This window comes from Enterobacter sichuanensis, from assembly GCF_002939185.1.
In the GTDB taxonomy this organism is placed as follows: Bacteria; Pseudomonadota; Gammaproteobacteria; order Enterobacterales; family Enterobacteriaceae; genus Enterobacter; species Enterobacter sichuanensis.
This window is the reverse complement of the sequence record NZ_POVL01000013.1, coordinates 1-23,237: the sequence shown is the minus strand read 5'-3', so window position 1 is coordinate 23,237 and position 23,237 is coordinate 1. Positions and strand designations below refer to the sequence as shown.

Annotated in this window: 15 protein-coding genes; 6 read left to right on the top strand and 9 right to left on the bottom strand. The window is 56.4% G+C overall.

Annotation, left to right across the window (positions count from 1 at the left end; genetic code table 11):
• Window positions 1-94: 94 nt before the first annotated feature.
• Together C5687_RS08065 and C5687_RS08060 are read left to right on the top strand one after the other, a co-directional pair.
• Window positions 95-634 (top strand): YfaZ family outer membrane protein, encoded by a 540-nt coding sequence (locus C5687_RS08065; RefSeq protein ID WP_025757196.1) that lies wholly within the window; start codon window positions 95-97, stop codon window positions 632-634.
• Between the two features lie 93 nt (window positions 635-727).
• Window positions 728-1,927, top strand: coding sequence for a nicotinamide mononucleotide deamidase-related protein YfaY (locus tag C5687_RS08060; protein ID WP_047959140.1), 1,200 nt, complete (start codon window positions 728-730; stop codon window positions 1,925-1,927).
• A gap of 33 nt (window positions 1,928-1,960) precedes the next feature.
• Here C5687_RS08060 and glpC read toward each other — a convergent pair whose 3' ends face one another.
• From glpC to glpA, 3 genes are read right to left on the bottom strand one after another with little or no spacing between them, the layout of a single operon-like run.
• A complete protein-coding gene (gene glpC / locus C5687_RS08055; RefSeq protein WP_104556717.1) occupies window positions 1,961-3,151 on the bottom strand; it encodes an anaerobic glycerol-3-phosphate dehydrogenase subunit GlpC in 1,191 nt (396 codons plus the stop codon).
• On the bottom strand, window positions 3,148-4,365 hold the full coding sequence (glpB, locus tag C5687_RS08050; protein WP_025757199.1) for a glycerol-3-phosphate dehydrogenase subunit GlpB: 1,218 nt from the start codon (window positions 4,363-4,365) through the stop codon (window positions 3,148-3,150). Before glpB ends, glpC begins: the two co-directional genes overlap by 4 nt.
• On the bottom strand, window positions 4,355-5,983 hold the full coding sequence (gene glpA / locus C5687_RS08045) for an anaerobic glycerol-3-phosphate dehydrogenase subunit A (RefSeq protein ID WP_059385214.1): 1,629 nt from the start codon (window positions 5,981-5,983) through the stop codon (window positions 4,355-4,357). Before glpA ends, glpB begins: the two co-directional genes overlap by 11 nt.
• Before the next feature lie 256 nt (window positions 5,984-6,239).
• On the opposite strand from glpA, the gene glpT reads away from it, so the two are divergent.
• Both glpT and glpQ read left to right on the top strand, forming a co-directional pair.
• Window positions 6,240-7,592 (top strand): glycerol-3-phosphate transporter, encoded by a 1,353-nt coding sequence (gene glpT, locus C5687_RS08040; RefSeq protein WP_025757200.1) that lies wholly within the window; start codon window positions 6,240-6,242, stop codon window positions 7,590-7,592.
• Between the two features lie 11 nt (window positions 7,593-7,603).
• Complete coding sequence (gene glpQ, locus C5687_RS08035) at window positions 7,604-8,665, top strand: glycerophosphodiester phosphodiesterase (protein ID WP_047959136.1); 1,062 nt, start codon at window positions 7,604-7,606, stop codon at window positions 8,663-8,665.
• 83 nt (window positions 8,666-8,748) lie between these two features.
• On the opposite strand, the gene yfaE is transcribed toward glpQ, so the two are convergent.
• The 4 genes from yfaE to ubiG all read right to left on the bottom strand — a co-directional run bounded on the left by yfaE (window position 8,749) and on the right by ubiG (window position 13,595).
• On the bottom strand, window positions 8,749-9,003 hold the full coding sequence (gene yfaE / locus C5687_RS08030; protein ID WP_025757202.1) for a class I ribonucleotide reductase maintenance protein YfaE: 255 nt from the start codon (window positions 9,001-9,003) through the stop codon (window positions 8,749-8,751).
• Window positions 9,003-10,133 carry a class Ia ribonucleoside-diphosphate reductase subunit beta gene (gene nrdB, locus C5687_RS08025; RefSeq protein WP_045286072.1) on the bottom strand — a complete coding sequence of 377 codons (1,131 nt, stop codon included), beginning with the start codon at window positions 10,131-10,133 and terminating at the stop codon, window positions 9,003-9,005. Before nrdB ends, yfaE begins: the two co-directional genes overlap by 1 nt.
• A gap of 100 nt (window positions 10,134-10,233) precedes the next feature.
• Entirely contained in the window at window positions 10,234-12,519 is a 2,286-nt protein-coding gene (gene nrdA / locus C5687_RS08020) for a class 1a ribonucleoside-diphosphate reductase subunit alpha (protein WP_025757204.1), read from the bottom strand.
• A gap of 347 nt (window positions 12,520-12,866) precedes the next feature.
• The gene (ubiG, locus tag C5687_RS08015; RefSeq protein ID WP_104556716.1) at window positions 12,867-13,595 is read right to left on the bottom strand and encodes a bifunctional 2-polyprenyl-6-hydroxyphenol methylase/3-demethylubiquinol 3-O-methyltransferase UbiG; all 729 of its coding nucleotides are present in this window, start codon (window positions 13,593-13,595) and stop codon (window positions 12,867-12,869) included.
• Between the two features lie 146 nt (window positions 13,596-13,741).
• On the opposite strand from ubiG, the gene gyrA reads away from it, so the two are divergent.
• Together gyrA and rcsC are read left to right on the top strand one after the other, a co-directional pair.
• Entirely contained in the window at window positions 13,742-16,378 is a 2,637-nt protein-coding gene (gene gyrA / locus C5687_RS08010) for a DNA topoisomerase (ATP-hydrolyzing) subunit A (RefSeq protein WP_095441342.1), read from the top strand.
• Window positions 16,379-16,513: 135 nt separating this feature from the next.
• Window positions 16,514-19,360: a two-component system sensor histidine kinase RcsC gene (rcsC, locus tag C5687_RS08005; protein WP_025757207.1), complete on the top strand. Its 2,847-nt coding sequence runs from the start codon at window positions 16,514-16,516 to the stop codon at window positions 19,358-19,360.
• A gap of 111 nt (window positions 19,361-19,471) precedes the next feature.
• Here the strand turns inward: rcsC and rcsB are convergent, their stop codons facing one another.
• Together rcsB and rcsD are read right to left on the bottom strand one after the other, a co-directional pair.
• A complete protein-coding gene (rcsB, locus tag C5687_RS08000) occupies window positions 19,472-20,122 on the bottom strand; it encodes a response regulator transcription factor RcsB (protein WP_003859405.1) in 651 nt (216 codons plus the stop codon).
• Window positions 20,123-20,138: 16 nt separating this feature from the next.
• Complete coding sequence (gene rcsD, locus C5687_RS07995) at window positions 20,139-22,811, bottom strand: phosphotransferase RcsD (RefSeq protein ID WP_025757208.1); 2,673 nt, start codon at window positions 22,809-22,811, stop codon at window positions 20,139-20,141.
• Window positions 22,812-23,237: the final 426 nt, after the last annotated feature.

The following is a 23,237-nucleotide window of genomic DNA, read 5'->3' as shown; positions in this document are numbered from 1 at the left end:
GACCTGCCGCACGCAGAGTCCTTGATCCCCGGAAGACTCCGGTTAAAATCTCGCGGTTTTGGGACTTCTCTATAAAATGTGCGGGATCGCAATAATGAAAAAAGTGGCATTAATGGGCTTCGGCCTGATGGTTGTTTCTGCGGCGGCAAACGCCATTAGCATTAACGGTTCGGCGGGTCAGGATTATACCCACCTGGGCTTCGGCATGGGCACGGAAACCTCCGGTCTGGCGATGACGGGTGGCTGGACGCATAACGATGACGACGGCGACGCGGCAAGCCTCGGTCTCGGTCTGAACGTTCCGCTGGGCCCGTTCCTGGCGACTGTTGGCGGTAAAGGTATCTACACCAACCCGAACGACGGTGACGAAGGGTACGCGGCGGCGGTTGGCGGTGGTCTGCAGTGGAAAATTGGCGACAGCTTCGGCCTGTTCGGCGAGTACTACTACTCACCAGACTCGCTTTCCAGCGGTATCGACAGCTATGAAGAGGCCAACGCCGGTGCGCGCTGGACCATCATGCGTCCGATTACCATTGAAGCGGGCTATCGTTATCTGAACCTGGCCGGCAAAGACGGCAACCGCGACAATGCGCTGGCTGACGGTCCATACGTGGGCGTTAGCGCAGGCTTCTAAACACACCGGCGCGGCATGCTGTCGCGCCAGTTTCTCTCTTCTCCTACCCACGTTTGCGCTATAGTGTTCTGACCAAATAAGCGGGAGAACATAATGATTAACGTGGAGATGTTATCCACCGGCGACGAAGTGCTGCATGGGCAAATTATTGATACCAATGCCGCCTGGCTTGCCGATCTTTTCTTTGAGCAAGGATTACCGTTAACGCGCCGCAATACCGTGGGCGACAATCTTGAGTCGCTGGTGAGTGTTCTGCGCGAACGCAGCGAACACTGTGACGTGCTGATTGTAAACGGTGGGCTCGGCCCCACCAGCGACGACCTCAGCGCGCTGGCCGCTGCGACTGCCAAAGGCGAAGGGCTGGTGCTGCATGAAGCGTGGCTTTCGCAGATGGAGCGCTTTTTCGCCGAACGCGGTCGCGTCATGGCCCCCAGCAACCGCAAACAGGCTGAGATCCCCGCCAGCGCGGAACTGGTTGATAACCCGGTCGGTACCGCATGTGGGTTTGCCATGCAACTGAACCGCTGCCTGATGTTCTTTACGCCGGGCGTACCCTCAGAATTTAAGGTGATGGTCGAGCAGCAGATCCTGCCGCGCCTTCGCCAGCGCTTTACCCTGCCGGAACCCCCGCTTTGCCTGCGCCTGACCACTTTTGGCCGCTCTGAAAGCGATCTGGCCCAGAGCCTCGATCACCTCTCACTCCCGCCGGGCGTCTCCATGGGCTATCGCTCCTCCATGCCAATCATTGAGCTTAAGCTGACCGGGCCAGCAACGCAGAAAGAGGCGATGCTGGCCTTGTGGCCTGAGGTGCAGCGCGTGGCGGGCGAAAGCCTGATTTTCGAAGGCACGGAAGGGCTACCGGCGCAGATTGCGAAGCATCTGCAGTCGCGCCAGCTGAGCGTGACCTTAAGCGAGCAGTTCACCGGCGGCCTGCTGGCGCTGCAGTTGTCTCGCGTCAACGCGCCGCTGTTGGCCAGCGAAGTGGTGCCGTTCCAGCAGGAGACCCTGGCGCAGACCGCCCGTTGGGCATCTGAAAGAAGGGTAAAACATTTTGCCGGACTGGCGCTGTTTGTCGGGGGGCTGGATGAGGAATACCTTAACTTCGCGCTGGCCACGCCGGAAGGCACCTGGGCACTGCGGGTTAAGATGAGTATCACCCGCCACAGCCTGGCGGTGCGTCAGGAGGTTTGTGCGATGATGGCCCTGAACATGCTGCGCCGCTGGTTGAATGGCAAAGAGGTGGCCAGCGAGCACGGCTGGATCCACGTTGTCGAGTCGCTGTTCGTTGAGTAAAACGTTGGCCGGGGCCTTTCGCCCCGGCCATGTTCAGCCCAGCGCCTTCGCCAGCAGGGTAATCGGATGTTCACAGCGTAAGCTTGTGGACATCTCAATCTGCCACTTGCAGGTTTCGCAGTCGGTCACCACGATATCCGCGCCGCTCTCTTCAATCTGACGGAACAGCGGGGCGCCAATTGCCTGTGACGTGGCGTAGTTTTCCCGTTTAAAGCCGTAGGTTCCCGCAATTCCGCAGCAGCGCGAATCCAGCACCGTCAGTTCAAGACCCGGGATTAACCGCAGCAGCTCCAGCGTATACAGCGACCAGCCCATTTTCTCCATATGACACGGCGTGTGATACACCACTTTCAGGGGCAATTTTCTGAGCGGCAGGGTCTGCCCGCTGTCCAGTTTGCGCCACAGGAAACGCGTCGCCAGTTCGATGTGCTCGCGCAGCCCGCGGTTATCCACATCCAGCAGATGGGGGTACTCATCGCGCAGGGTAAAGGTACAGGTGGAGGAGGTCGCCAGCACCGGAATACCTTTCCCGACGATGGCTTCGCGCAGCGACGTGACGTTGCTCTGCGCCTGCCTGCGCGCTTTGTCGGTAAACCCGTTGGCAATCAACGGCACGCCGCAGCACTTCTCCTTGTTCAGTAGCTGTACGCCTGTTCCCATGGCGTTCAGCACCTTCAGCAGATCTTTCCCCAGCTGCGGGTGGTTGTAGTTCACGTAGCAGCCGTGGAAAAAAGCCACCTGGTCGGCATACTGCGCCTGCTTCGCCGCGACGGACGTGTACCAGCGGCGGAAGGTGCCGTGAGAATATTTCGGCAGGCTGCGGTGATGATCGATCTTAAGTGTGGCATCCAGCAGCTGACGCACCGGTTTGAGGGCGGTTGCGGCGTTTACCAGCGGAGCGAACGGTGTCGACAGGCTGCCCATCAGATCGGTATGGCTCAGAATGGCGTCTCGCAGTGACGGTTTTTGCGTGCTGTAGCGCGCCCGGGCGCGCTGGATGATATCGCCGATTTTCACATCCGATGGACAGGCGACTTCACAGCGTTTGCAGTTGATGCAGTACTTCAGGGCTTCGTCGTACAGCTTGCCGTCCTTCAGGCGCAGGCGTTCGCCGTCCGGCCCAGCCTGTTTCGGGCCTGGATAGCGTGGATTGACGCCGCTGACCGGGCAGACCGTGGTACACACCGTGCATTTGATGCAGCTTTCAAAACGGGTATCGTTCATTGTTCAGCCTCCATGCGCTGGCTAATCTGCTCTGCCGCATACAGCGCCGTAACGGCGCAGACGCCGCCACCGCAGCCCTGGGCGATGGGGTCGTATCCACCCAGCAGCGAGCCAATGGCAAAAAGATTACTGACGGGCTTACCGGCAAGCTGCGGATGTAGCCGGTTATCGACGATGACGCCAAACTGTTGCCAGGGCTGCGGCGAGAAGAAATCGCTCTGGTACCAGTCCGCGCGGGAGGCGCTCTGCCGGACATCCAGCCCCATAATGGCTTCCCGGATGCCCTCCCGGCTACTCAGCAGCCCGTTACTGAAGAAACTGCCGCTGGCCAGCACCGTATAACGGGCCCGAAGGGGGATATCATCGTGGTTGCGCGTCCAGATTTCGTTCACCGCGCCGTCCGTCAGGGTAATTTTTTTTACTTCATCCCCTGCCATCCAGACGCCACCCTGCGCAACAAACTGGCGCTGGAGTTGGGTATGCAGGCGAATGCCGGGTACGGAAGGGGGCAGCGTGGGCAACAAACCGAGCGTGCAGGGCAGACGGTCTGAGAGCCAGCGCCAGAGTCGGTTGTCGTTTAAGCCAAAGCAGGCGGGCATCAATAGCGCATCGCATCCTGCCGCAAGCGGGCTGAGTGCCTCATACAGCAGCGGCCATTTCTCTTCGTTATCAAGGAAACGGGCGATATTCACCGCGCGAAATTCACTTGGGTTATCGCGCAGAACGTCCAGCTCTGGCAGCTCTATCTCTGCGGTGTCAGCATTAACCCCCTGGCGACAGAGTGACGCTGCCGCGAGATGGGGCTGAAAATCCAGAAAACCGCTGATGCCCACCACCCGCACGCGTGCGGCGCTGAACGGGGCAACGGGCACCTCCTCCGGGCTGAGCCAGGCGGAGCGTAGGGTGCCAAGCGGCGTGACGCGCTGATGATTTTGCCTGGCGCTGCCCTGCAGACGTGCGCCGCACTCTGCCAGCAGCGCTTCGGTTTCCAGGGCAAAGCGGTCAATATGTTGCGCGCCAATCAGGTGATACGGGTGCTCCGGCGGCAGCTTTTCGCGGCAGGTTTCGTCCACCAGATCCAGCGAGCCTGACGAAAAGTGCAGGGCGCTCTGTCCCCGGGTGATAATGGCGCAGCGCAGCCCCTGCTTTGTGAGTTTGATTCCACAAAGCAGGCCTGCCAGCCCGCCGCCGACAATCACGGCATCAAATTTCATCGTGTTGCTCCTTCTCAAGACCGCACAGTCCCTGGTAGACCCAGCGGGTAAACTCGCTTTCCCGCAGGGCATCACCCCAGGCGACAGGCTGAATCCCCTTCCAGCGTTCGTTTAAAAACGCGCTGAGCTGATCGAGCGACTGGGTGGCGGTGGTGGTATGAAAACGCTGCAGCAGCCCGGCGGCACGGCAGGCGCAGAGCTCACCCTGGCAGGTTCCCATTCCGACGCGGGTGCGGCGGCGGAGATCGAGCAGGCTATTGACCGTCAGGTTCTCCACCGCGTACTGCACTTCACCGGCGGTCACGGCTTCGCACTCGCACACCAGGCTGCGGCTCAATCGTCCTTCACCGAGCCACTGTGGCGTTCTGTCGCCGTGGCGGTAAATTGCGGACCCGCGCAGCGGCGCGGGCAGGGAGATGATTTTTTGCAGCGTTTTCTCGGTAGACTGGCGCGATCCGGGTAAAGGCTGTTCTGCCGTCACGCACCGTTCGGTATTGCCCAGCTTGCGGCAGACGGCATCCGTCGCCCACTCGGCCATCAGACGATAGGTCATCAGCTTGCCGCCTGTAATCGTGATAAACCCGTCCAGGCCATCGCGCGCGGCGTGATCGAGCAGCACAATGCCGCGGCTGACGTTACGCCCGCTCGGATCGTCGTCGCTGGCCACCAGCGGGCGGACGCCGGCATAGGCGCGCAGGATCCGGGTCTGCGCCATGACCGGGGCCAGTTTTTCCCCTTCGCGCAGCAGGATGTCCACCTCTTCGGCGGTCACGCGGTTGTAATCAATTTCGCTGTAGTCCACGTGGGTGGAGGTGGTGCCGATTAACGAAATGGTATCGCCCGGCACCAGAATATCGGCATCGGAGGGTTTGCGGCAGCGGTTGATCACATGGTTATTAATGCGGTGGTCGAGGATCAGCAGGGAGCCTTTCGCCGGGAACATGCGTACCGACAGGTCAGCATATTCCGCAATACGTTGACCCCAGATCCCGGCGGCATTGATGACGACGGAGGCAAACAGCTCGCTGTGTTCGTTGTATTGCGTATCAAACACCCGCACGCCGCAGATGCGATGGCCTTCACGGATCAGCCCGGTTACTTCGTGCCCGGTCAGGATGTGCGCCCCATGCTCGCGGGCGTCCAGCATATTGGCGGCCGTCAGGCGAAAGGGATCAACCGTCCCGTCGGGCACTTTTACCGCGCCCGTCAGGGCAGGGTTGACGGCGGGTTCAATGCGGCGCGCGAGGGCCGGGTCGATGGCCTCGGCCTGAATCCCCGCCGCATGACATGCCGTCAAAAAGGTTGACTGAAAGGCGAGATCGTCTTCGGGAAGAGTAATAAACAGACCGTCGGTCGGCTCAATGCAGTGGCGGGCAATACGCCGCAGGATCTGATTTTCGGCGATACATTCGCGTGCTGATTCGCCGTCCGTCACGGCGTAGCGGGCGCCGCTGTGAAGCAGTCCATGATTGCGTCCGGTTGCGCCTGTCGCAATGTCATGGCGCTCCACCAGCGTGACGCTTAACCCCCGCAGGGCACAATCGCGTGCGATGCCGGCGCCGGTTGCGCCACCGCCAATGATAATCACATCGCGAAAGCGTGGGTCGTGAATTGTCATTGTCATCCCTCAGTGTTCGTTTTTTATCATTTAGCCACATGAAAACTGTGGTTTGTTTGATTTCGAACACAAACGAGCGAAATTCGAAAGTGGAACGTGATTTCATGCGCTTTTTTTGCGCATCCTGTCATATTTCTGTAACAATTTGTGCGTTGATTCACAGTAACAATCACCGTGATTTCTTAACATCGCGACCTCTCTGGAGTATGGGGCAGTTAAACCCCTGTAAATTCAATAGCTGGCCACGGAGGCTGTCATGCTCAGTATCTTCAAACCTGCGCCGCATCGGGCGCGTCTGCCAGAGGCAGAAATTGATCCGCTATACCGCCGTCTGCGTTGGCAAATTTTCCTCGGGATCTTCTTCGGGTACGCGGCGTATTACCTTGTGCGCAAAAACTTCGCGCTTGCTATGCCGTATCTGGTGGAGCAGGGCTTTTCGCGCGGCGATCTGGGGTTCGCGCTGTCGGGGATCTCCATCGCCTACGGTTTTTCCAAATTCATCATGGGGTCCGTCTCGGATCGCTCGAATCCGCGCGTGTTCCTGCCGGCGGGTCTGATCCTCGCGGCCGCGGTCATGCTGTTTATGGGCTTTGTGCCGTGGGCAACCTCCAGCATTGCCATCATGTTCGTGCTGCTGTTCCTCTGCGGCTGGTTCCAGGGGATGGGATGGCCGCCATGCGGACGTACCATGGTGCACTGGTGGTCGCAGAAAGAGCGTGGCGGCATCGTGTCGGTATGGAACTGTGCGCATAACGTGGGGGGCGGCATTCCGCCTCTGCTGTTCCTGCTGGGGATGGCCTGGTTTAACGACTGGCATGCGGCGCTCTACATGCCGGCCTTTGGCGCCATTCTGGTGGCGATTATTGCCTTCGCCCTGATGCGTGACACGCCGCAGTCCTGCGGCCTGCCGCCGATTGAGGAGTACAAAAACGACTACCCGGACGATTACAGCGAGAAGCACGAAGAAGAGCTGACGGCAAAGCAGATCTTCATGAAGTACGTGCTGCCTAACAAGCTGCTGTGGTATATCGCGGTCGCCAACGTGTTCGTTTATCTGCTGCGCTACGGCATTCTCGACTGGTCGCCGACTTACCTGAAAGAGGTGAAGCACTTCGCGCTGGATAAATCCTCCTGGGCCTACTTCCTGTATGAATATGCGGGGATCCCGGGCACCCTGATTTGCGGCTGGATGTCGGACAAAGTGTTTAAAGGCAACCGCGGTGCGACGGGCGTCTTCTTTATGACTCTGGTCACCATCGCCACCGTGGTCTACTGGCTCAACCCGCCGGGCAACCCATCAGTTGATATGGCCTGTATGATCGTCATCGGCTTCCTGATTTACGGTCCGGTAATGCTGATTGGTCTGCACGCTCTGGAGCTGGCACCGAAAAAAGCGGCAGGCACGGCGGCGGGCTTTACCGGTCTGTTTGGCTATCTGGGCGGTTCGGTCGCGGCGAGCGCCATTGTCGGCTACACCGTTGACTTCTTCGGCTGGGACGGCGGCTTTATGGTGATGATTGGCGGCAGCGTGCTGGCGGTCCTGCTGCTGGTTGTTGTGATGATCGGTGAAAAACGTCACCACGCGGAAGTGCTGGCACGTCGTCAATAAGGAGCATTGTTATGAAATTAACACAGTTAGCGACGGGCCTGCTGCTGGCGGGCCTGATGACCGGGTCCGCGCTGGCGGCAGATAAAATCGTCATCGCCCACCGCGGTGCGAGCGGCTATTTGCCGGAGCATACGCTGCCGGCAAAAGCGATGGCCTATGCGCAGGGCGCGGATTATCTGGAGCAGGATCTGGTGATGACGAAGGATGACCAGCTGGTTGTCCTGCACGATCACTACCTTGACCGCGTGACGGACGTGGCGGAGCGTTTCCCGGACCGCGCCCGCAAAGATGGCCGCTACTACGCCATTGACTTTACGCTGGCAGAAATCCGCTCGCTGAAGTTCACGGAAGGCTTCGAGATTGAAAATGGCAAGAAGAAGCAGGTTTATCCGGGGCGTTTCCCGATGGGCAAATCTGACTTCCGGATCCATACCTTCCAGGACGAGATTGAGTTTGTTCAGGGGCTGAACCACTCAACCGGGAAAAATATCGGCATCTACCCGGAAATCAAGGCGCCGTGGTTCCACCACCAGGAAGGGAAAGACATTGCCGCGAAAACGCTGGAAGTGCTGAAGCAGTACGGCTACACCAGCAAGAAGGACAAGGTTTATCTGCAGTGTTTTGACGCCGCTGAGCTCAAGCGCATCAAAACCGAGCTGGAGCCGAAGATGGGGATGGATCTCAATCTGGTGCAGCTGATTGCCTACACCGACTGGAATGAAACCCAGGAGAAGCAGCCGGACGGCAAGTGGGTAAACTACAACTACGACTGGATGTTTAAGCCGGGCGCGATGAAGCAGATTGCGCAGTACGCCGACGGTATCGGGCCGGATTACCACATGCTGGTGGCAGAGGGCTCTACACCGGGCCACGTGAAGCTGACGGCAATGGTGAAAGAGGCCCATGCCAGCAAGATGCAGGTCCATCCGTACACGGTGCGCGCAGACCAGCTGCCGCCGTATGCCACGGACGTGAATCAGCTTTATGAAGTGTTGTACAACCAGGCGGGCGTGGACGGACTGTTTACGGATTTCCCGGATAAAGCGGTGAGTTTTTTGAAGGATAAACGCTGAAATTGCCGGGTGGCGGCTGCGCCTTACCCGGCCTACGAACTGCGGTTTTGTAGGTCGGGTAAGCGAAGCGTCACCCGACACAATCACATCTCGATTTCTATATCGCCTTTTGCCCGGCAGCAGCAGGGCAAAATTTCCCCTTCGTTGATAAAGGCCAGCGGTTCGGTCAGCCAGTCCACCTGGCCTGCGACCAGGCGGCAGCGGCAGGAGCCGCAATAACCTTCACGACACTGGTACTCCACCTCCACCTGATGCGCTTCAAGCGCCACCAGCAGGGAAGGGTGCTCTTCCTGGCACAGCACTTCGGTGCCCGAAAGGCTCAGCGTGACGCGCGTCATCAGAGCTGGAAGTCGCTCAGGTCGTCAGTGTTCACTTCAGAATCAATCTGACCGACCAGGTAAGAACTGACTTCCACTTCCTGTGGCGCCACCTGCACGTTATCGGACACCAGCCAGGTGTTGATCCACGGGATAGGGTTAGAGCGCGTCTGGAACGGCAGGTCGAGACCAACCGCCTGCATACGGATGTTGGTAATGTACTCAACGTACTGGCACAGAATATCTTTGTTCAGGCCAATCATGGAGCCGTCGCGGAACAGATAGTCTGCCCACTCTTTCTCCTGCTGGGCCGCCAGCACGAACAGGTCATAGCACTCCTGTTTGCACTCTTCGGCAATTTGCGCCATCTCCGGGTCGTCCGAACCGCTGCGCAGCAGATTCAGCATGTGCTGGGTACCGGTCAGGTGCAGGGCTTCGTCACGGGCGATCAGACGGATGATTTTGGCGTTACCTTCCATCAGCTTGCGCTCGGCAAAGGCGAAGGAGCAGGCAAAGCTCACGTAGAAGCGGATCGCTTCCAGCGCGTTGACGCTCATCAGACACAGATACAGCTGCTTTTTCAGCGCACGCAGGTTCACGGTGATGGTTTTACCGTTCACATGGTGAGTGCCTTCGCCCAGCAGATGCCAGTAGCTGGTCATCTCAATCAGCTCGTCGTAGTAATGGGCAATGCCTTCCGCGCGCTTCTGGATCTGCTCATTGGTGACGATATCGTCAAATACCACCGCCGGATCGTTGACGATGTTGCGGATGATATGGGTGTAAGAGCGGGAGTGGATCGTCTCGGAGAACGCCCAGGTTTCTACCCAGGTTTCCAGCTCAGGAATGGAGATCAGCGGCAGCAGCGCCACGTTCGGGCTACGTCCCTGAATGGAGTCCAGCAGCGTCTGGTATTTCAGGTTGCTGATGAAGATATGTTTTTCGTGATCCGGCAACGACTGGTAGTCAATACGGTCGCGGGAAACGTCCACTTCTTCCGGACGCCAGAAGAAGGAGAGTTGCTTTTCAATCAGCTTTTCGAAGATGTCATATTTTTGCTGATCGTAGCGTGCCACGTTGACCGGCTGGCCGAAGAACATCGGCTCTTTGAGCTGGTCGTTTTTCGTCTGTGAAAAGGTGGTATATGCCATTGCGGTGAGTCCTGTTGAGATTTTATTGCCCGGCGGCACTGCGTTTGCCGGGCCTCCAAAATCGTAGGCCGGGTAAGCGTAGCGCCACCCGGCAAAGTGCTTAGATCTTACATGCGCCGCTTTCGCAGCCATCGTCCTGAATTGACGGAACCAGGTCGTCCTGCGCGTCTTCCGCACCATCACGGGTGTTGTGATAGTACAGGGTTTTCACGCCAAATTTGTAGGCGGTCAGCAGGTCTTTCAGCAGCTGCTGCATCGGAACCTTGCCAGACGGGAAGCGCGTCGGGTCGTAGTTGGTATTGGCAGAGATCGACTGGTCGATAAATTTCTGCATGATACCCACCAGCTGCAGGTAGCCGTCGTTGTTAGGCATTTCCCACAGCAGCTCGTAGTTGTCACCCAGTGTCTCGTAATCCGGCACCACCTGACGCAGCACGCCGTCTTTCGAGGCTTTGATGCTAACGTGGCCGCGCGGTGGCTCAATACCGTTGGTGGCGTTGGAGATCTGCGAAGAGGTCTCGGACGGCATCAGGGCAGAGAGCGTGGAGTTACGCAGGCCGTAGGTCTTGATGGACTCGCGCAGGCCTTCCCAGTCGAGATGCAGCGGCTCGCTGACAATCGCATCCAGGTCTTTCTTATAGGTGTCGATAGGCAGAATGCCTTTCGCATAGGTGGTTTCGTTGAACCACGGGCACGCGCCTTGCTCTTTCGCCAGCTCGTTAGAGGCTTTCATCAGATAGTACTGAATGGCTTCAAACGTCTGGTGGGTCAGGTTGTTGGCGCTGCCGTCAGAGTAACGCTTGCCGTTTTTCGCCAGCCAGTAGGCGAAGTTGATCACGCCGATACCCAGGGTACGACGGCCCATCGCACCGCGTTTGGCGGCCGGGATTGGGTAATCCTGGTAGTCCAGCAGGGCGTCGAGGGCGCGGACGGCCAGCACAGCCAGCTCTTCCAGCTCGTCCAGGCTCTTAATCGCACCCAGGTTGAACGCGGACAGCGTACACAGCGCAATTTCACCGTTTTCGTCGTTCACGTCTTCCAGCGGTTTGGTCGGCAGGGCGATCTCCAGGCACAGGTTAGACTGGCGCACTGGGGCAACTACCGGGTCAAACGGGCTGTGGGTGTTGCAGTGGTCAACGTTCTGGATGTAGATACGACCGGTAGAGGCACGTTCCTGCATCATCAGGGAGAACAGGTCGACCGCTTTCACGCGCTGTTTACGGATGCTGTCGTCTTTTTCGTATTTGGTATACAGACGCTCGAACTCGTCCTGATCGGCGAAGAACGCGTCATACAGGCCCGGGACGTCAGACGGGCTGAACAGGGTGATATCTTCGCCTTTCAGCAGACGGGTATACATCAGCTTGTTGATCTGTACGCCGTAGTCCATGTGACGCACGCGGTTGCCTTCCACGCCGCGGTTGTTTTTCAGGACCAGCAGGCTTTCCACTTCCAGGTGCCACATTGGGTAGAACAGGGTCGCTGCACCACCGCGCACGCCGCCCTGAGAGCAGGATTTCACGGCCGTCTGGAAGTGTTTGTAGAACGGGATACAGCCGGTGTGGAACGCTTCACCGCCGCGAATCGGGCTGCCCAGCGCACGAATGCGACCGGCGTTGATACCGATACCGGCACGCTGGGAAACGTATTTCACAATGGCGCTGGAGGTGGCGTTGATGGAATCCAGGCTGTCACCGCACTCGATCAGTACGCAGGAGCTGAACTGACGGGTTGGAGTACGCACGCCAGACATGATTGGCGTAGGCAGAGAAATCTTGAACGTAGAAACCGCATCGTAGAAACGCTTTACGTAGTCCAGACGGGTTTCACGCGGATAGTTGGAGAACAGGCAGGCGGCCACCAGAATATAGAGGAACTGGGCGCTTTCGTAGATCTCACCGGTTACACGGTTCTGAACCAGGTATTTGCCTTCGAGCTGCTTCACTGCCGCATAGGAGAAGTTCATATCGCGCCAGTGATCGATAAACCCGTTCATCTGCTCGAACTCTTCTTCCGTATAGTCTTCCAGCAGATGCGTGTCGTATTTGCCCAGCTCAACCATTTTCACCACGTGGTCGTACAGCTTCGGCGGCTCAAACTGGCCGTAGGCTTTTTTACGCAGGTGGAAAATGGCCAGACGTGCCGCAAGGTACTGATAATCCGGTGCTTCGCGGGAGATCAGGTCTGCCGCCGCTTTGATGATGGTTTCGTGGATATCAGATGTTTTGATGCCGTCGTAGAACTGGATGTGAGAACGCAGTTCAACCTGGGAGATAGATACGTTGTTCAGTCCTTCTGCTGCCCAGTCGAGAACTCGATGGATTTTGTCCAGATTGATACGCTCGGTAGTACCGTCGCGCTTTGTCACCAGCAGACTCTGATTCATGTGGGGTTTACCTGTCCGTGAAATAAAAAATATCCCCCGCTTATCCACAGAACCGTCTTGTGACTAACTCTGTGGATAAATACTACATATAGGGGGTTTGCGATAAGAAAAACGCTATATGGTGAGTATTCTAGTAAGGATTCTTTTCAGCACAAGGGTTGATTTTGACGTTAAATTGAGGTTGTGAAAGGGTAAAAAAGGCTAAGTCCTCATGCTGTAAGGCCTGGAAGAGATGTCAATAATTAAGAAAAAAAATTCAAAATTTGATCGAGTGCTGATTTCTTCGACGGGTGGTCAGAATTGCGCAACATGATGTCGCGCAATCTTTATAAGAATAACGAATGACGTTAGTCGTTTTTGGCGGTCGTGTGCAACATATAGTTAACATCAACGCCCGGTGCGAGTTTGAATTTATTGGTCAGCGGATTGTAGTGCAGGCCGGTAATGTGCTGCTCTTTGAGCCACGTCTGGTCAACCCAGCTTAACAACTCCGCAGGCTTGATGAATTTCTTCGCGTCGTGCGTCCCTTTCGGCACCATGCGCAGCACATACTCCGCACCGACGACGGCCATCAGCCAGGCTTTACCATTACGGTTGATGGTCGAGAAGAAGACCTGGCCGCCCGGTTTCACCAGTTTTGCACAGGCGTGCACCACGGACTGCGGATCGGGAACGTGCTCCAGCATCTCCATGCAGGTCACCACATCGTACTGATGGGCATGTTTCGCCGCGTGTTCCTCGACGATTTCCTGCACATACTCAACCTGAATACCCGACTCCAGGGCATGCAGACGGGCAACCTGCAACGGCTCGAAGCCCATATCCAGACCCGTGACGTTCGCCCCTTCGCGCGCCATGCTCTCAGCCAGGATACCGCCGCCGCAGCCGACATCAAGCACTTTCTTACCGAACAGACCGCCGGAACGCTCCGCGATATAGCCCAGACGCAGCGGATTAATGCGATGCAGCGGTTTGAACTCACCTTCGAGATCCCACCAGCGGGAGGCCACCGCTTCAAATTTGGCAATCTCTTCGTGGTCAACGTTGTGAGCCACCGGGGATTTTTCGGCATTCATGGGCGCTTTTACTCCTTATTTAGCAAGACGAATGAGTATATCAGGCAATCCCGGTGAATAAAGCGTATAGGTTTACCTGTATCACCTCGGCTGTGTTATAATTTGCGACCTTTGAATCCGGGATACAGTAGAGGGATAGCGGTTAGATGAGCGACCTTGCGAGAGAAATTACACCGGTTAACATCGAGGAAGAGCTGAAGAGCTCCTATCTGGACTATGCGATGTCGGTCATTGTTGGCCGTGCGCTGCCGGACGTCCGCGATGGCCTGAAGCCGGTACACCGTCGCGTACTATACGCCATGAACGTATTGGGCAATGACTGGAATAAAGCCTACAAAAAATCTGCCCGTGTCGTTGGTGACGTAATCGGTAAATACCATCCCCATGGTGATTCCGCGGTGTACGACACTATCGTCCGTATGGCGCAGCCATTCTCGCTGCGTTACATGCTGGTAGATGGTCAGGGTAACTTTGGTTCTATCGACGGCGACTCCGCCGCGGCAATGCGTTATACGGAAATCCGTCTGGCGAAGATTGCCCATGAGCTGATGGCCGACCTGGAAAAAGAGACGGTTGATTTCGTTGATAACTACGACGGCACGGAAAAAATTCCTGACGTTATGCCAACGAAAATCCCTAACCTGCTGGTCAACGGTTCGTCTGGTATCGCCGTAGGTATGGCAACCAACATTCCGCCGCACAACATCACGGAAGTGATCAACGGCTGCCTGGCCTATATCGACGATGAAGACATCAGCATTGAAGGGCTGATGGAACACATCCCGGGCCCGGACTTCCCGACGGCGGCGATCATCAACGGTCGTCGCGGTATCGAAGAAGCGTACCGTACCGGTCGCGGCAAGATCTACATCCGTGCCCGCGCTGAAGTGGAAGCGGACGCCAAAACCGGCCGCGAAACCATCATTGTTCACGAGATCCCGTATCAGGTGAACAAAGCGCGACTGATAGAGAAAATCGCCGAGCTGGTAAAAGAAAAACGCGTTGAAGGCATCAGCGCGCTGCGTGACGAGTCTGATAAAGACGGGATGCGCATCGTGATTGAAATTAAACGCGACGCGGTGGGTGAGGTTGTGCTGAACAATCTGTACTCCCAGACTCAGCTTCAGGTCTCCTTCGGTATCAACATGGTTGCACTGCACCATGGTCAGCCGAAGATCATGAACCTGAAAGAGATCCTGAGCGCGTTCGTGCGTCACCGTCGTGAAGTGGTGACCCGCCGTACCATCTTTGAACTGCGCAAAGCGCGTGACCGTGCCCACATTCTTGAAGCGCTGGCGGTTGCGCTGGCCAACATCGACCCGATCATCGAGCTGATCCGTCGCGCGCCAACCCCGGCGGAAGCGAAAACCGCGCTGATTTCCCGTCCCTGGGATCTGGGCAACGTTGCGGCGATGCTGGAGCGTGCGGGTGATGACGCGGCGCGTCCTGAGTGGCTGGAGCCTGAGTTTGGCGTGCGTGACGGTCAGTACTACCTGACTGAACAGCAGGCCCAGGCGATTCTGGATCTGCGTCTGCAGAAACTGACTGGCCTTGAGCATGAAAAACTGCTCGACGAATATAAAGAGCTGCTGGAGCAGATTGCCGAGCTGCTGCACATCCTGGGCAGCGCAGAGCGCCTGATGGAAGTGATCCGTGAAGAGCTGGAGCTGGTCCGCGATCAGTTCGGCGATGAGCGTCGCACCGAAATCACCGCCAACAGCGCGGACATCAACATCGAAGACCTGATCAACCAGGAAGACGTTGTTGTGACCCTGTCTCACCAGGGCTACGTGAAGTATCAGCCGTTGACCGACTACGAAGCACAGCGTCGTGGCGGCAAGGGCAAATCTGCGGCACGTATTAAAGAAGAAGACTTTATTGACCGTCTGCTGGTGGCGAACACCCATGACACGATCCTCTGCTTCTCCAGCCGGGGTCGTCTGTACTGGATGAAAGTCTATCAGTTGCCGGAAGCGAGCCGTGGCGCACGTGGTCGTCCAATCGTAAACCTGCTGCCGCTGGAAGCGAACGAACGTATCACCGCCATTCTGCCGGTACGCGAGTACGAAGAGGGTGTGAACGTCTTTATGGCGACCGCCAGCGGTACCGTGAAGAAAACCGCGCTGACCGAATTCAGCCGTCCACGCTCTGCCGGTATCATCGCGGTGAACCTGAACGAAGGCGACGAGCTGATTGGCGTCGATCTGACCTCGGGCTCCGATGAAGTCATGCTCTTCTCAGCCGCCGGTAAAGTGGTGCGCTTCAAAGAAGACGCCGTTCGCGCAATGGGCCGTACCGCGACGGGCGTTCGCGGTATCAAGCTGGCGGGCGAAGACAGCGTCGTTTCGCTGATCATTCCGCGCGGTGAAGGAGCCATCCTGACCGTCACGCAGAATGGTTACGGTAAACGTACGGCGGAAGGGGAATACCCAACCAAGTCTCGCGGCACGCAGGGCGTTATCTCTATCAAGGTGACCGAGCGCAACGGTTCCGTTGTTGGCGCGGTGCAGGTAGACGACGCGGATCAGATCATGATGATCACCGATGCCGGTACGCTGGTGCGTACTCGCGTTTCTGAGATCAGCGTCGTGGGTCGTAACACCCAGGGTGTGATCCTCATCCGCACTGCGGAAGATGAAAACGTGGTAGGTCTGCAGCGCGTTGCTGAACCAGTGGATGACGAAGAGCTCGACTCCATCGACGGTAGCGTCGCGGAAGGTGATGATGATATCGCGCCGGAAGCCGACACCGATGATGATGCAGCGGACGACGCTGACGAGTAATGTCTCCTGATGCAAAAAAGGGCCGGATTCCGGCCCTTTTCTTTTGCACAAGCAGATAAGTCAACGTTGCGACCTGGCGCGTTTACCGCTACCTTAACCACATTCTTTTGACCCCGACGGCGGAGCCTCGCCCCTTTGAAATACCTCGTCTCCTTTCGTACTACGCTGAAAGTTTCTCGCTATCTGTTTCGGGCGCTGGCGCTCCTGCTTTGGCTGCTGGTGGCCCTGTTCTCGGTGTTTTACATCGTTAACGCGCTGCACCAGAAAGAAGCGGAGATCCGCCAGGAGTTTAATTTAAGCTCCGACCAGGCCCAGCGCTACATTCAGCGAACGTCTGACGTGATGAAGGAGCTGAAGTATATTGCCGAAAATCGCCTCACGGCGGAAAACGGTATTCTTGCGCTTCGCGGCCGGAGTGATAAAACCGAAGTCCCGGACTTCCAGCCCCTGTTTCCGGATTCCGATTGTTCCACGCTGAGCAACACCTGGCGCGGGTCGCTGGAATCACTTGCCTGGTTCATGCGTTACTGGCGTGATAATTTCTCCGCCGCCTATGACCTGAACCGCGTATTCCTGATTGGCAGTGAAAATCTCTGCATGGCGGATTTTGGTCTGCGCGATGTGCCCGTTGAGCGTGATGATGCGCTGAAAAGCCTGCATGAACGCATCGTGAAATATCGCAATGCGCCGCAGGACGAGCGCGGGAATAACATCTTCTGGGTTAGCCAGGGCCCGCGTACGGGCGTGGGCTATTTCTACGCCCTGACCCCGGTCTATCTCGGCAATCGCCTGCAGGCACTGCTGGGGATTGAGCAGACCATTCGCATGGAAAACTTCTTTACCCCGGGTAGCCTGCCCATGGGGGTGACCATTCTGGATGAAAACGGTCATCAGCTGATCTCCCTTGCCGGACCCGATAACCGTTTAAACGTTGAACCGCAATGGATGCAGGAGCGGTCATGGTTTGGTTATACCTCAGGCTTCCGCGAGCTGGTGCTGAAGAAAAGTCTGCCGCCTTCTTCGCTGAGTATTGTCTATTCGCTGCCGGTGGACATGGTGCTCGAGCGGATACGCATTCTTATCATGAATGCCATTCTGCTGAACCTGCTGGCGGGTGGCGCGCTGTTTACCCTGGCACGCATGTATGAGCGAAAGATCTTTATTCCCGCCGAAAGCGACGCCCAGCGACTGGAGGAGCACGAGCAGTTTAACCGTAAGATTGTTGCCTCTGCCCCGGTGGGGATCTGCATTCTGCGTACCCAGGACGGGACAAATATTCTGAGTAACGAGCTGGCGCATAACTACCTGAATATGCTGACACATGAGGACCGGCAGCGGTTGACGCAGATTATCTGCGGTCAGCAGGTTAACTTTGTCGACGTGCTCACCAGTACCCATACCAACCTGCAGATCAGCTTTGTCCATTCCCGCTATCGCAATGAAAACGTGGCGATTTGCGTGCTGGTGGATGTCTCCGCCCGCGTGAAGATGGAAGAGTCGTTGCAGGAGATGGCCCAGGCTGCCGAGCAGGCCAGCCAGTCGAAATCGATGTTCCTTGCGACGGTCAGCCACGAGCTGCGCACGCCGCTGTACGGGATTATCGGTAACCTCGATCTGCTGCAGACGAAAGAGCTGCCGAAAGGGGTCGACAGGCTGGTGACGGCGATGAACAACTCCTCCAGTCTGCTGCTGAAAATCATTAGCGATATTCTCGACTTCTCTAAAATTGAATCTGAGCAGCTAAAAATCGAACCGCGGGAGTTCTCACCGCGCGAGGTTATGAACCATATCAGCGCCAACTATCTGCCGCTGGTGGTGCGTAAACAGCTGGGGCTTTACTGCTTTATCGAACCGGATGTACCGCTGACGCTGCACGGCGATCCGATGCGTCTGCAGCAGGTTATCTCTAACCTGCTCAGCAACGCCATTAAATTCACCGATATCGGCTGCATTGTGTTGCACGTCCGCCGGGCGGGGGATTACCTGAGCATCCGCGTGCGCGACACGGGGGTGGGCATCCCGGCGAAGGAGGTGGTTCGTCTGTTTGACCCGTTCTTCCAGGTGGGGACCGGCGTGCAGCGTAACTTCCAGGGCACCGGACTGGGGCTGGCGATTTGTGAGAAACTCGTCAGCATGATGGACGGCGATATCTCGGTGGATACCGAGCCCGGCATGGGTAGCCAGTTCACCATCCGTATTCCGCTCTATTCGGCGCAGTATCCGGCGAAAGCGACGGTTGACGGGCTCAGCGATAAGCGCTGCTGGCTCGCGGTGCACAATGCCTCGCTGAATGATTATCTGACGGCACTGCTGACCCACAGTGGCGTGCGGGTCTCGGGTTATGAAGGCCAGACGCCGGACGTCGACGATGTGCTGATTACCGACGAGATGCTGGAACAGCCGTGGCAGGGAAGAGGCGTGGTGATGTTCTGTCGTCGCCACATTGGCATCCCGGTTGAACGTGCGCCAGGGGAGTGGGTACACAGTGTCGCAACGCCGCATGAGCTGTTGAGCCTGCTGGCGCGGATCTACAAGGTACAGCTGGAAGAGAGCGACAGCGCGGGCGGGTTGCCCTCACCGGAGGCGCTGGCGTCGGTGAATGACGATATGATGATTCTGGTGGTGGATGACCATCCGATTAACCGCCGCCTGCTGGCTGACCAGCTCGGATCGCTTGGCTACCAGTGCAAAACCGCGAATGACGGCGTGGATGCGCTGAATGTGCTGAGTAAAAATCACATTGATATCGTCCTTAGCGACGTCAACATGCCGAACATGGATGGCTACCGCCTGACGCAGCGCATCCGACAGCTTGGCCTGACGTTGCCGGTGGTGGGCGTCACGGCGAATGCGCTGGCCGAGGAGAAGCAGCGCTGTCTGGAGTCAGGCATGGACAGCTGTCTGTCGAAGCCGGTGACGCTGGACGTGCTGAAGCAGACACTGTCGATTTACGCAGACCGGGTACGAAAAACCAGAATATAAAAAAGGCCCGTAAGGGCCTTTTTTATTTGCCCGGCGGCGCTGCGCTTGCGCGGGCCTACGGGTTCTGTAGGCCGGGTAAGCGCGAGCGCCACCCGGCATTTACAGTGGGGATCAATCCTTGTCCGTTGCGCTCAGCGTAACGGAGGAGAGATAGTTCAGCAGAGCAATATCATTGTCCACGCCCAGTTTCATCATTGCTGATTTCTTTTGGCTGCTGATGGTTTTAATACTGCGGTTCAGTTTCTTGGCGATCTCGGTCACCAGGAAACCTTCTGCAAACAGGCGCAGAACTTCGCTCTCTTTTGGCGACAGTCGTTTGTCACCGTAGCCGCCCGCGCTGATTTTTTCCAGCAGACGAGAGACGCTCTCAGGGGTGAACTTCTTGCCTTTCTGCAGCGCGGCGAGCGCTTTTGGCAGATCGGTCGGTGCGCCTTGTTTCAGCACAATCCCTTCGATATCCAGATCCAGCACGGCGCTCAGGATCGCCGGGTTGTTGTTCATGGTCAGAACGATGATCGAGATGTCCGGGAAGTGACGCTTAATATATTTGATGAGCGTGATGCCATCACCGTACTTGTCTCCGGGCATGGAGAGATCGGTAATGAGCACGTGTGCATCAAGCTTTGGGAGGTTATTGATCAGTGCTGTAGAGTCTTCAAATTCACCGACTACATTCACCCACTCGATCTGTTCAAGTGATTTGCGAATACCGAACAGTACAATCGGATGGTCATCGGCAATAATTACGTTCATATTGTTCATGTATTAGGCTACCTTGCTACAGCAAGCTTTTGACGTAGGCGTCAATGTCGCTGATGTATTTTTCAATGCCAGAGGCATCTTTCTCACGAATTAGATGTTCCAGCGTTTCACATAACTGCTTGCCGGGAACCAGATTAAGCATGGCAAACACCCCTTTAAGCCGGTGTGCTGTCTGTGCCAGCGCTGCAAAATCATTCGCAGCGGACTCAGTATACAACCGCTTAACATCATCTGGTACTGTATCAACAAAGAGTGAATAGTATCCGCTGGCGTGAAGCTCGGCATTTTCATTGCCGCCTAACGGTGATTCCGCTATCTCTTCCTGCGCCAGTTGCTCTTCTATTAGTTGTAGTACAGCTTCCTGCATCGCATTGCTTATATTAAAGTTGACGCGCAACTGGCCTGGGCCGATTTTTCGCACGCCTGACTCATCATCGCTTAAAAGCAAGCCTGAGGCAGTAAGATTAGACGGATTATCCGTTAAAAACAGATCAAATTCTTGACTTGCAAGTCTTTCATCCGGCGTGATGCAGGCCGCACCCCAGTTTTCCAGCTGACGAACCACTATATTGCGGATCTCATTTGAGGTCACATCAACCATCACCACGACATCATCCAGCAGACGTTCTTCGTCTTCTTCCTGCGGATTGGCGGCCATTTTCACGTGCAGAGAATAACGGGTGCCGAGGGATTCGCGGGCTTTAATATTCAGGTGGCCGCCAAGCTTACGTGCCAGCTGGTCGCACAGCCAGAAGGTCAGGGCATTGGCCTTGCCGTAGCGATCGCTTTGTGTGTCATTCAGGAACGGGAAGTGGAGATTATCAATTTCACTTGTTGTGACACCTTCCCCGGTGTCCAGAATGCGGAACGTCAGGCGATCCTCAGCCGACTCGTCTGTATTCACTTCCAGGGTGATCTTGCCGATCTGCGTGGTGGTGACGGCATATTGAATTATCATCAACAGAATGCGACGCAGCGCTTCTCGATCGCCATGGCGTTCGTCATTCGCGGACAAATGGTTATTGATCAGCAGCTGCAGCCCTTTCCGCTTAATCACGGGCAGAACTTCCGGAACCACTTCATCGATCAGATCCTGGATGGAGAAGAGGGTTGGCGTTCCCTTCCAGAAATCATTCTCCAGCATGTTCGCCAGCTGGATCTCATCGACCATACGCACCAGCGAGTCGGCCTGGCAGGCAAGCTGATGACTTTCAGACGTGTTCAACGCCGCCGCCTGGCTTGCCAGCGCCCTTAACGGCTGCTTGAAGGCATCGCCGATGTTTTGCATAAAGGCGGCACGTCCCTGCTGGTTTTTCTCATACAGCCTTTGCGCCTGCTTGAGCTTTTTATTCACCAGCACTTCCCTGTCCTGATCGCGGATGATGAAGATCTGCGTGCGGGAGGCGACCTGGCTGCGGAACTGACGGATCTCGTACAGTTCATTATTTATGGTGGCCTGAATGACGCCCTGATGCTGATCCGCCATGGTGGTGATGTTCTGCAGATTAAGATGCGGCAGCAGATGATCGGCAATTTTATTGCTCATCACCGTACGGTTCGCCTCCTGATCATGAACGAGCACCCCAAGCGGCAGTACGGAAATAATCTCTTCATTCAGCGCGCGGAGTACGCGCAGCTCATTGCTGGTTCCGGCCGGAACCGCAGAAGCGTCGCTCTGGCGCCCTGGATGGAAACGAAACGTGCTGTAGCCAAACAGGGCCAGCGCCAGCAGGCCAATATTCAGCAGCAGAGGCAAGAGGATATTTTGCAGGGTATCAAGCAGCAGGGTGCCAAACGGCACCTGCCACACCAGACGCATGCCGGTCGAGTTCAGCGACGAGGCAATCTCTATTTTCGAGCCATTAAAGGAGATCGATACGCTCTCTGCGGCCTCTTTATCAGGTGCCGAACGCATATTCTGGGTACTGTTGTCTGGCTCCAGACGGAAGCTGTCGAGCGGCATGTCCGGCGGGATTAAATCATTAATCGGTAAATCGAAGGCCACGACCGTTGCCAGATGCCCCGGCTGGTTAAAGGTGGTACGCAGGGTAAAATAGTGGCCATTTTGCCAGGCCAGCCGACGCAGGGACGAGAAGCTTTCCCGTTCATCGAGGGCGTTCGCCTGCTGCAGCATCTCAGCGCGGCGGGAATCAACAATGCTGCCCACGGTTGTCTCTTTAAACCCGGACGAGAGATCTTTTAACGGCAGGGTCGAAATCAGGATCATGCTGTTGTCCTGACCGTTCAGGTAGTACATCGACCACGGCACCGTCTCGGCGCCCCAGAGGGTATCCAGATAGGTTGAAATTCGCTGCGTCATCTCAAGTGTGGCGCTGTCGTGAGAGCCAAAAATAAGCGCTTCGGTCTTACGCTGCGGTTTCTCAAGATAATAGACATCCTGCTTAAGCCGCGTCTCCTGAAGTCCGTCGCCGGATGACGAGGCCGGTGCTGCCGCGATGTTGTCGTAAATCTGCCAGGTGGCGTAGCGCCAGGTATCAATGCGCTTGTGTACGGCGTGGGTGATATCAACGACCTGATAGCTCTTATCCTTCAGCCAGGCGTTCACCGCGCTCTGGACCATAACGCCCATTGTGACTAACAGCACAACGATCAAAAGAAGAAAGAAACGGGTGATGCTCCCGGGAAGGAGGGAGAATTTGCTCGGGGCGGTAGTTTCAGTCTGACTCATTGATATCTTTAACCCGTTATGGTCGTGCTCTGTGGCGATAGGGCAGTATAAAGGGTAATAACTGAATTTCCAGCGCCACTGTCCTGGAACAGGCGACTTTTTCAACGGACAATATCGTCGCCAGACGGGCTCCAGACATGTACAAAGTCGTCAGAGTCGTACAAATATGGCGCATCACCAGTCGGCAAATAGCACGAATTAACAAGAAATTAAGTTTTTCGACAATTACGGGCTTTCGACAGCGATCCGGCGGACGTTTAGTTAATAGTCGTTACAATTACGCGGCGGTAGCACAAAAAAAGAAAGGTTACGTAAAGAAAGGTAAAAAAAAACCGAATGCGAAGCATCCGGTTGAATTAGGGATAAACAGACATTCAAAACTGAATGACGGTAATAAATAAAGTTAATGATGATAGCGAGAGATAT

What these genes read in the sequence shown, in the direction of transcription:
- nrdB (WP_045286072.1), bottom strand. Translation starts at nt 10,133, where the DNA reads ATGGCATATACCACCTTTTCACAGACGAAAAACGACCAGCTCAAAGAG.
- glpT (WP_025757200.1), top strand. Translation starts at nt 6,240, where the DNA reads ATGCTCAGTATCTTCAAACCTGCGCCGCATCGGGCGCGTCTGCCAGAG.
- C5687_RS08060 (WP_047959140.1), top strand. Translation starts at nt 728, where the DNA reads ATGATTAACGTGGAGATGTTATCCACCGGCGACGAAGTGCTGCATGGG.
- glpQ (WP_047959136.1), top strand. Translation starts at nt 7,604, where the DNA reads ATGAAATTAACACAGTTAGCGACGGGCCTGCTGCTGGCGGGCCTGATG.
- rcsB (WP_003859405.1), bottom strand. Translation starts at nt 20,122, where the DNA reads ATGAACAATATGAACGTAATTATTGCCGATGACCATCCGATTGTACTG.
- yfaE (WP_025757202.1), bottom strand. Translation starts at nt 9,003, where the DNA reads ATGACGCGCGTCACGCTGAGCCTTTCGGGCACCGAAGTGCTGTGCCAG.
- glpC (WP_104556717.1), bottom strand. Translation starts at nt 3,151, where the DNA reads ATGAACGATACCCGTTTTGAAAGCTGCATCAAATGCACGGTGTGTACC.
- glpB (WP_025757199.1), bottom strand. Translation starts at nt 4,365, where the DNA reads ATGAAATTTGATGCCGTGATTGTCGGCGGCGGGCTGGCAGGCCTGCTT.
- C5687_RS08065 (WP_025757196.1), top strand. Translation starts at nt 95, where the DNA reads ATGAAAAAAGTGGCATTAATGGGCTTCGGCCTGATGGTTGTTTCTGCG.
- nrdA (WP_025757204.1), bottom strand. Translation starts at nt 12,519, where the DNA reads ATGAATCAGAGTCTGCTGGTGACAAAGCGCGACGGTACTACCGAGCGT.
- gyrA (WP_095441342.1), top strand. Translation starts at nt 13,742, where the DNA reads ATGAGCGACCTTGCGAGAGAAATTACACCGGTTAACATCGAGGAAGAG.
- rcsD (WP_025757208.1), bottom strand. Translation starts at nt 22,811, where the DNA reads ATGAGTCAGACTGAAACTACCGCCCCGAGCAAATTCTCCCTCCTTCCC.
- ubiG (WP_104556716.1), bottom strand. Translation starts at nt 13,595, where the DNA reads ATGAATGCCGAAAAATCCCCGGTGGCTCACAACGTTGACCACGAAGAG.
- glpA (WP_059385214.1), bottom strand. Translation starts at nt 5,983, where the DNA reads ATGACAATTCACGACCCACGCTTTCGCGATGTGATTATCATTGGCGGT.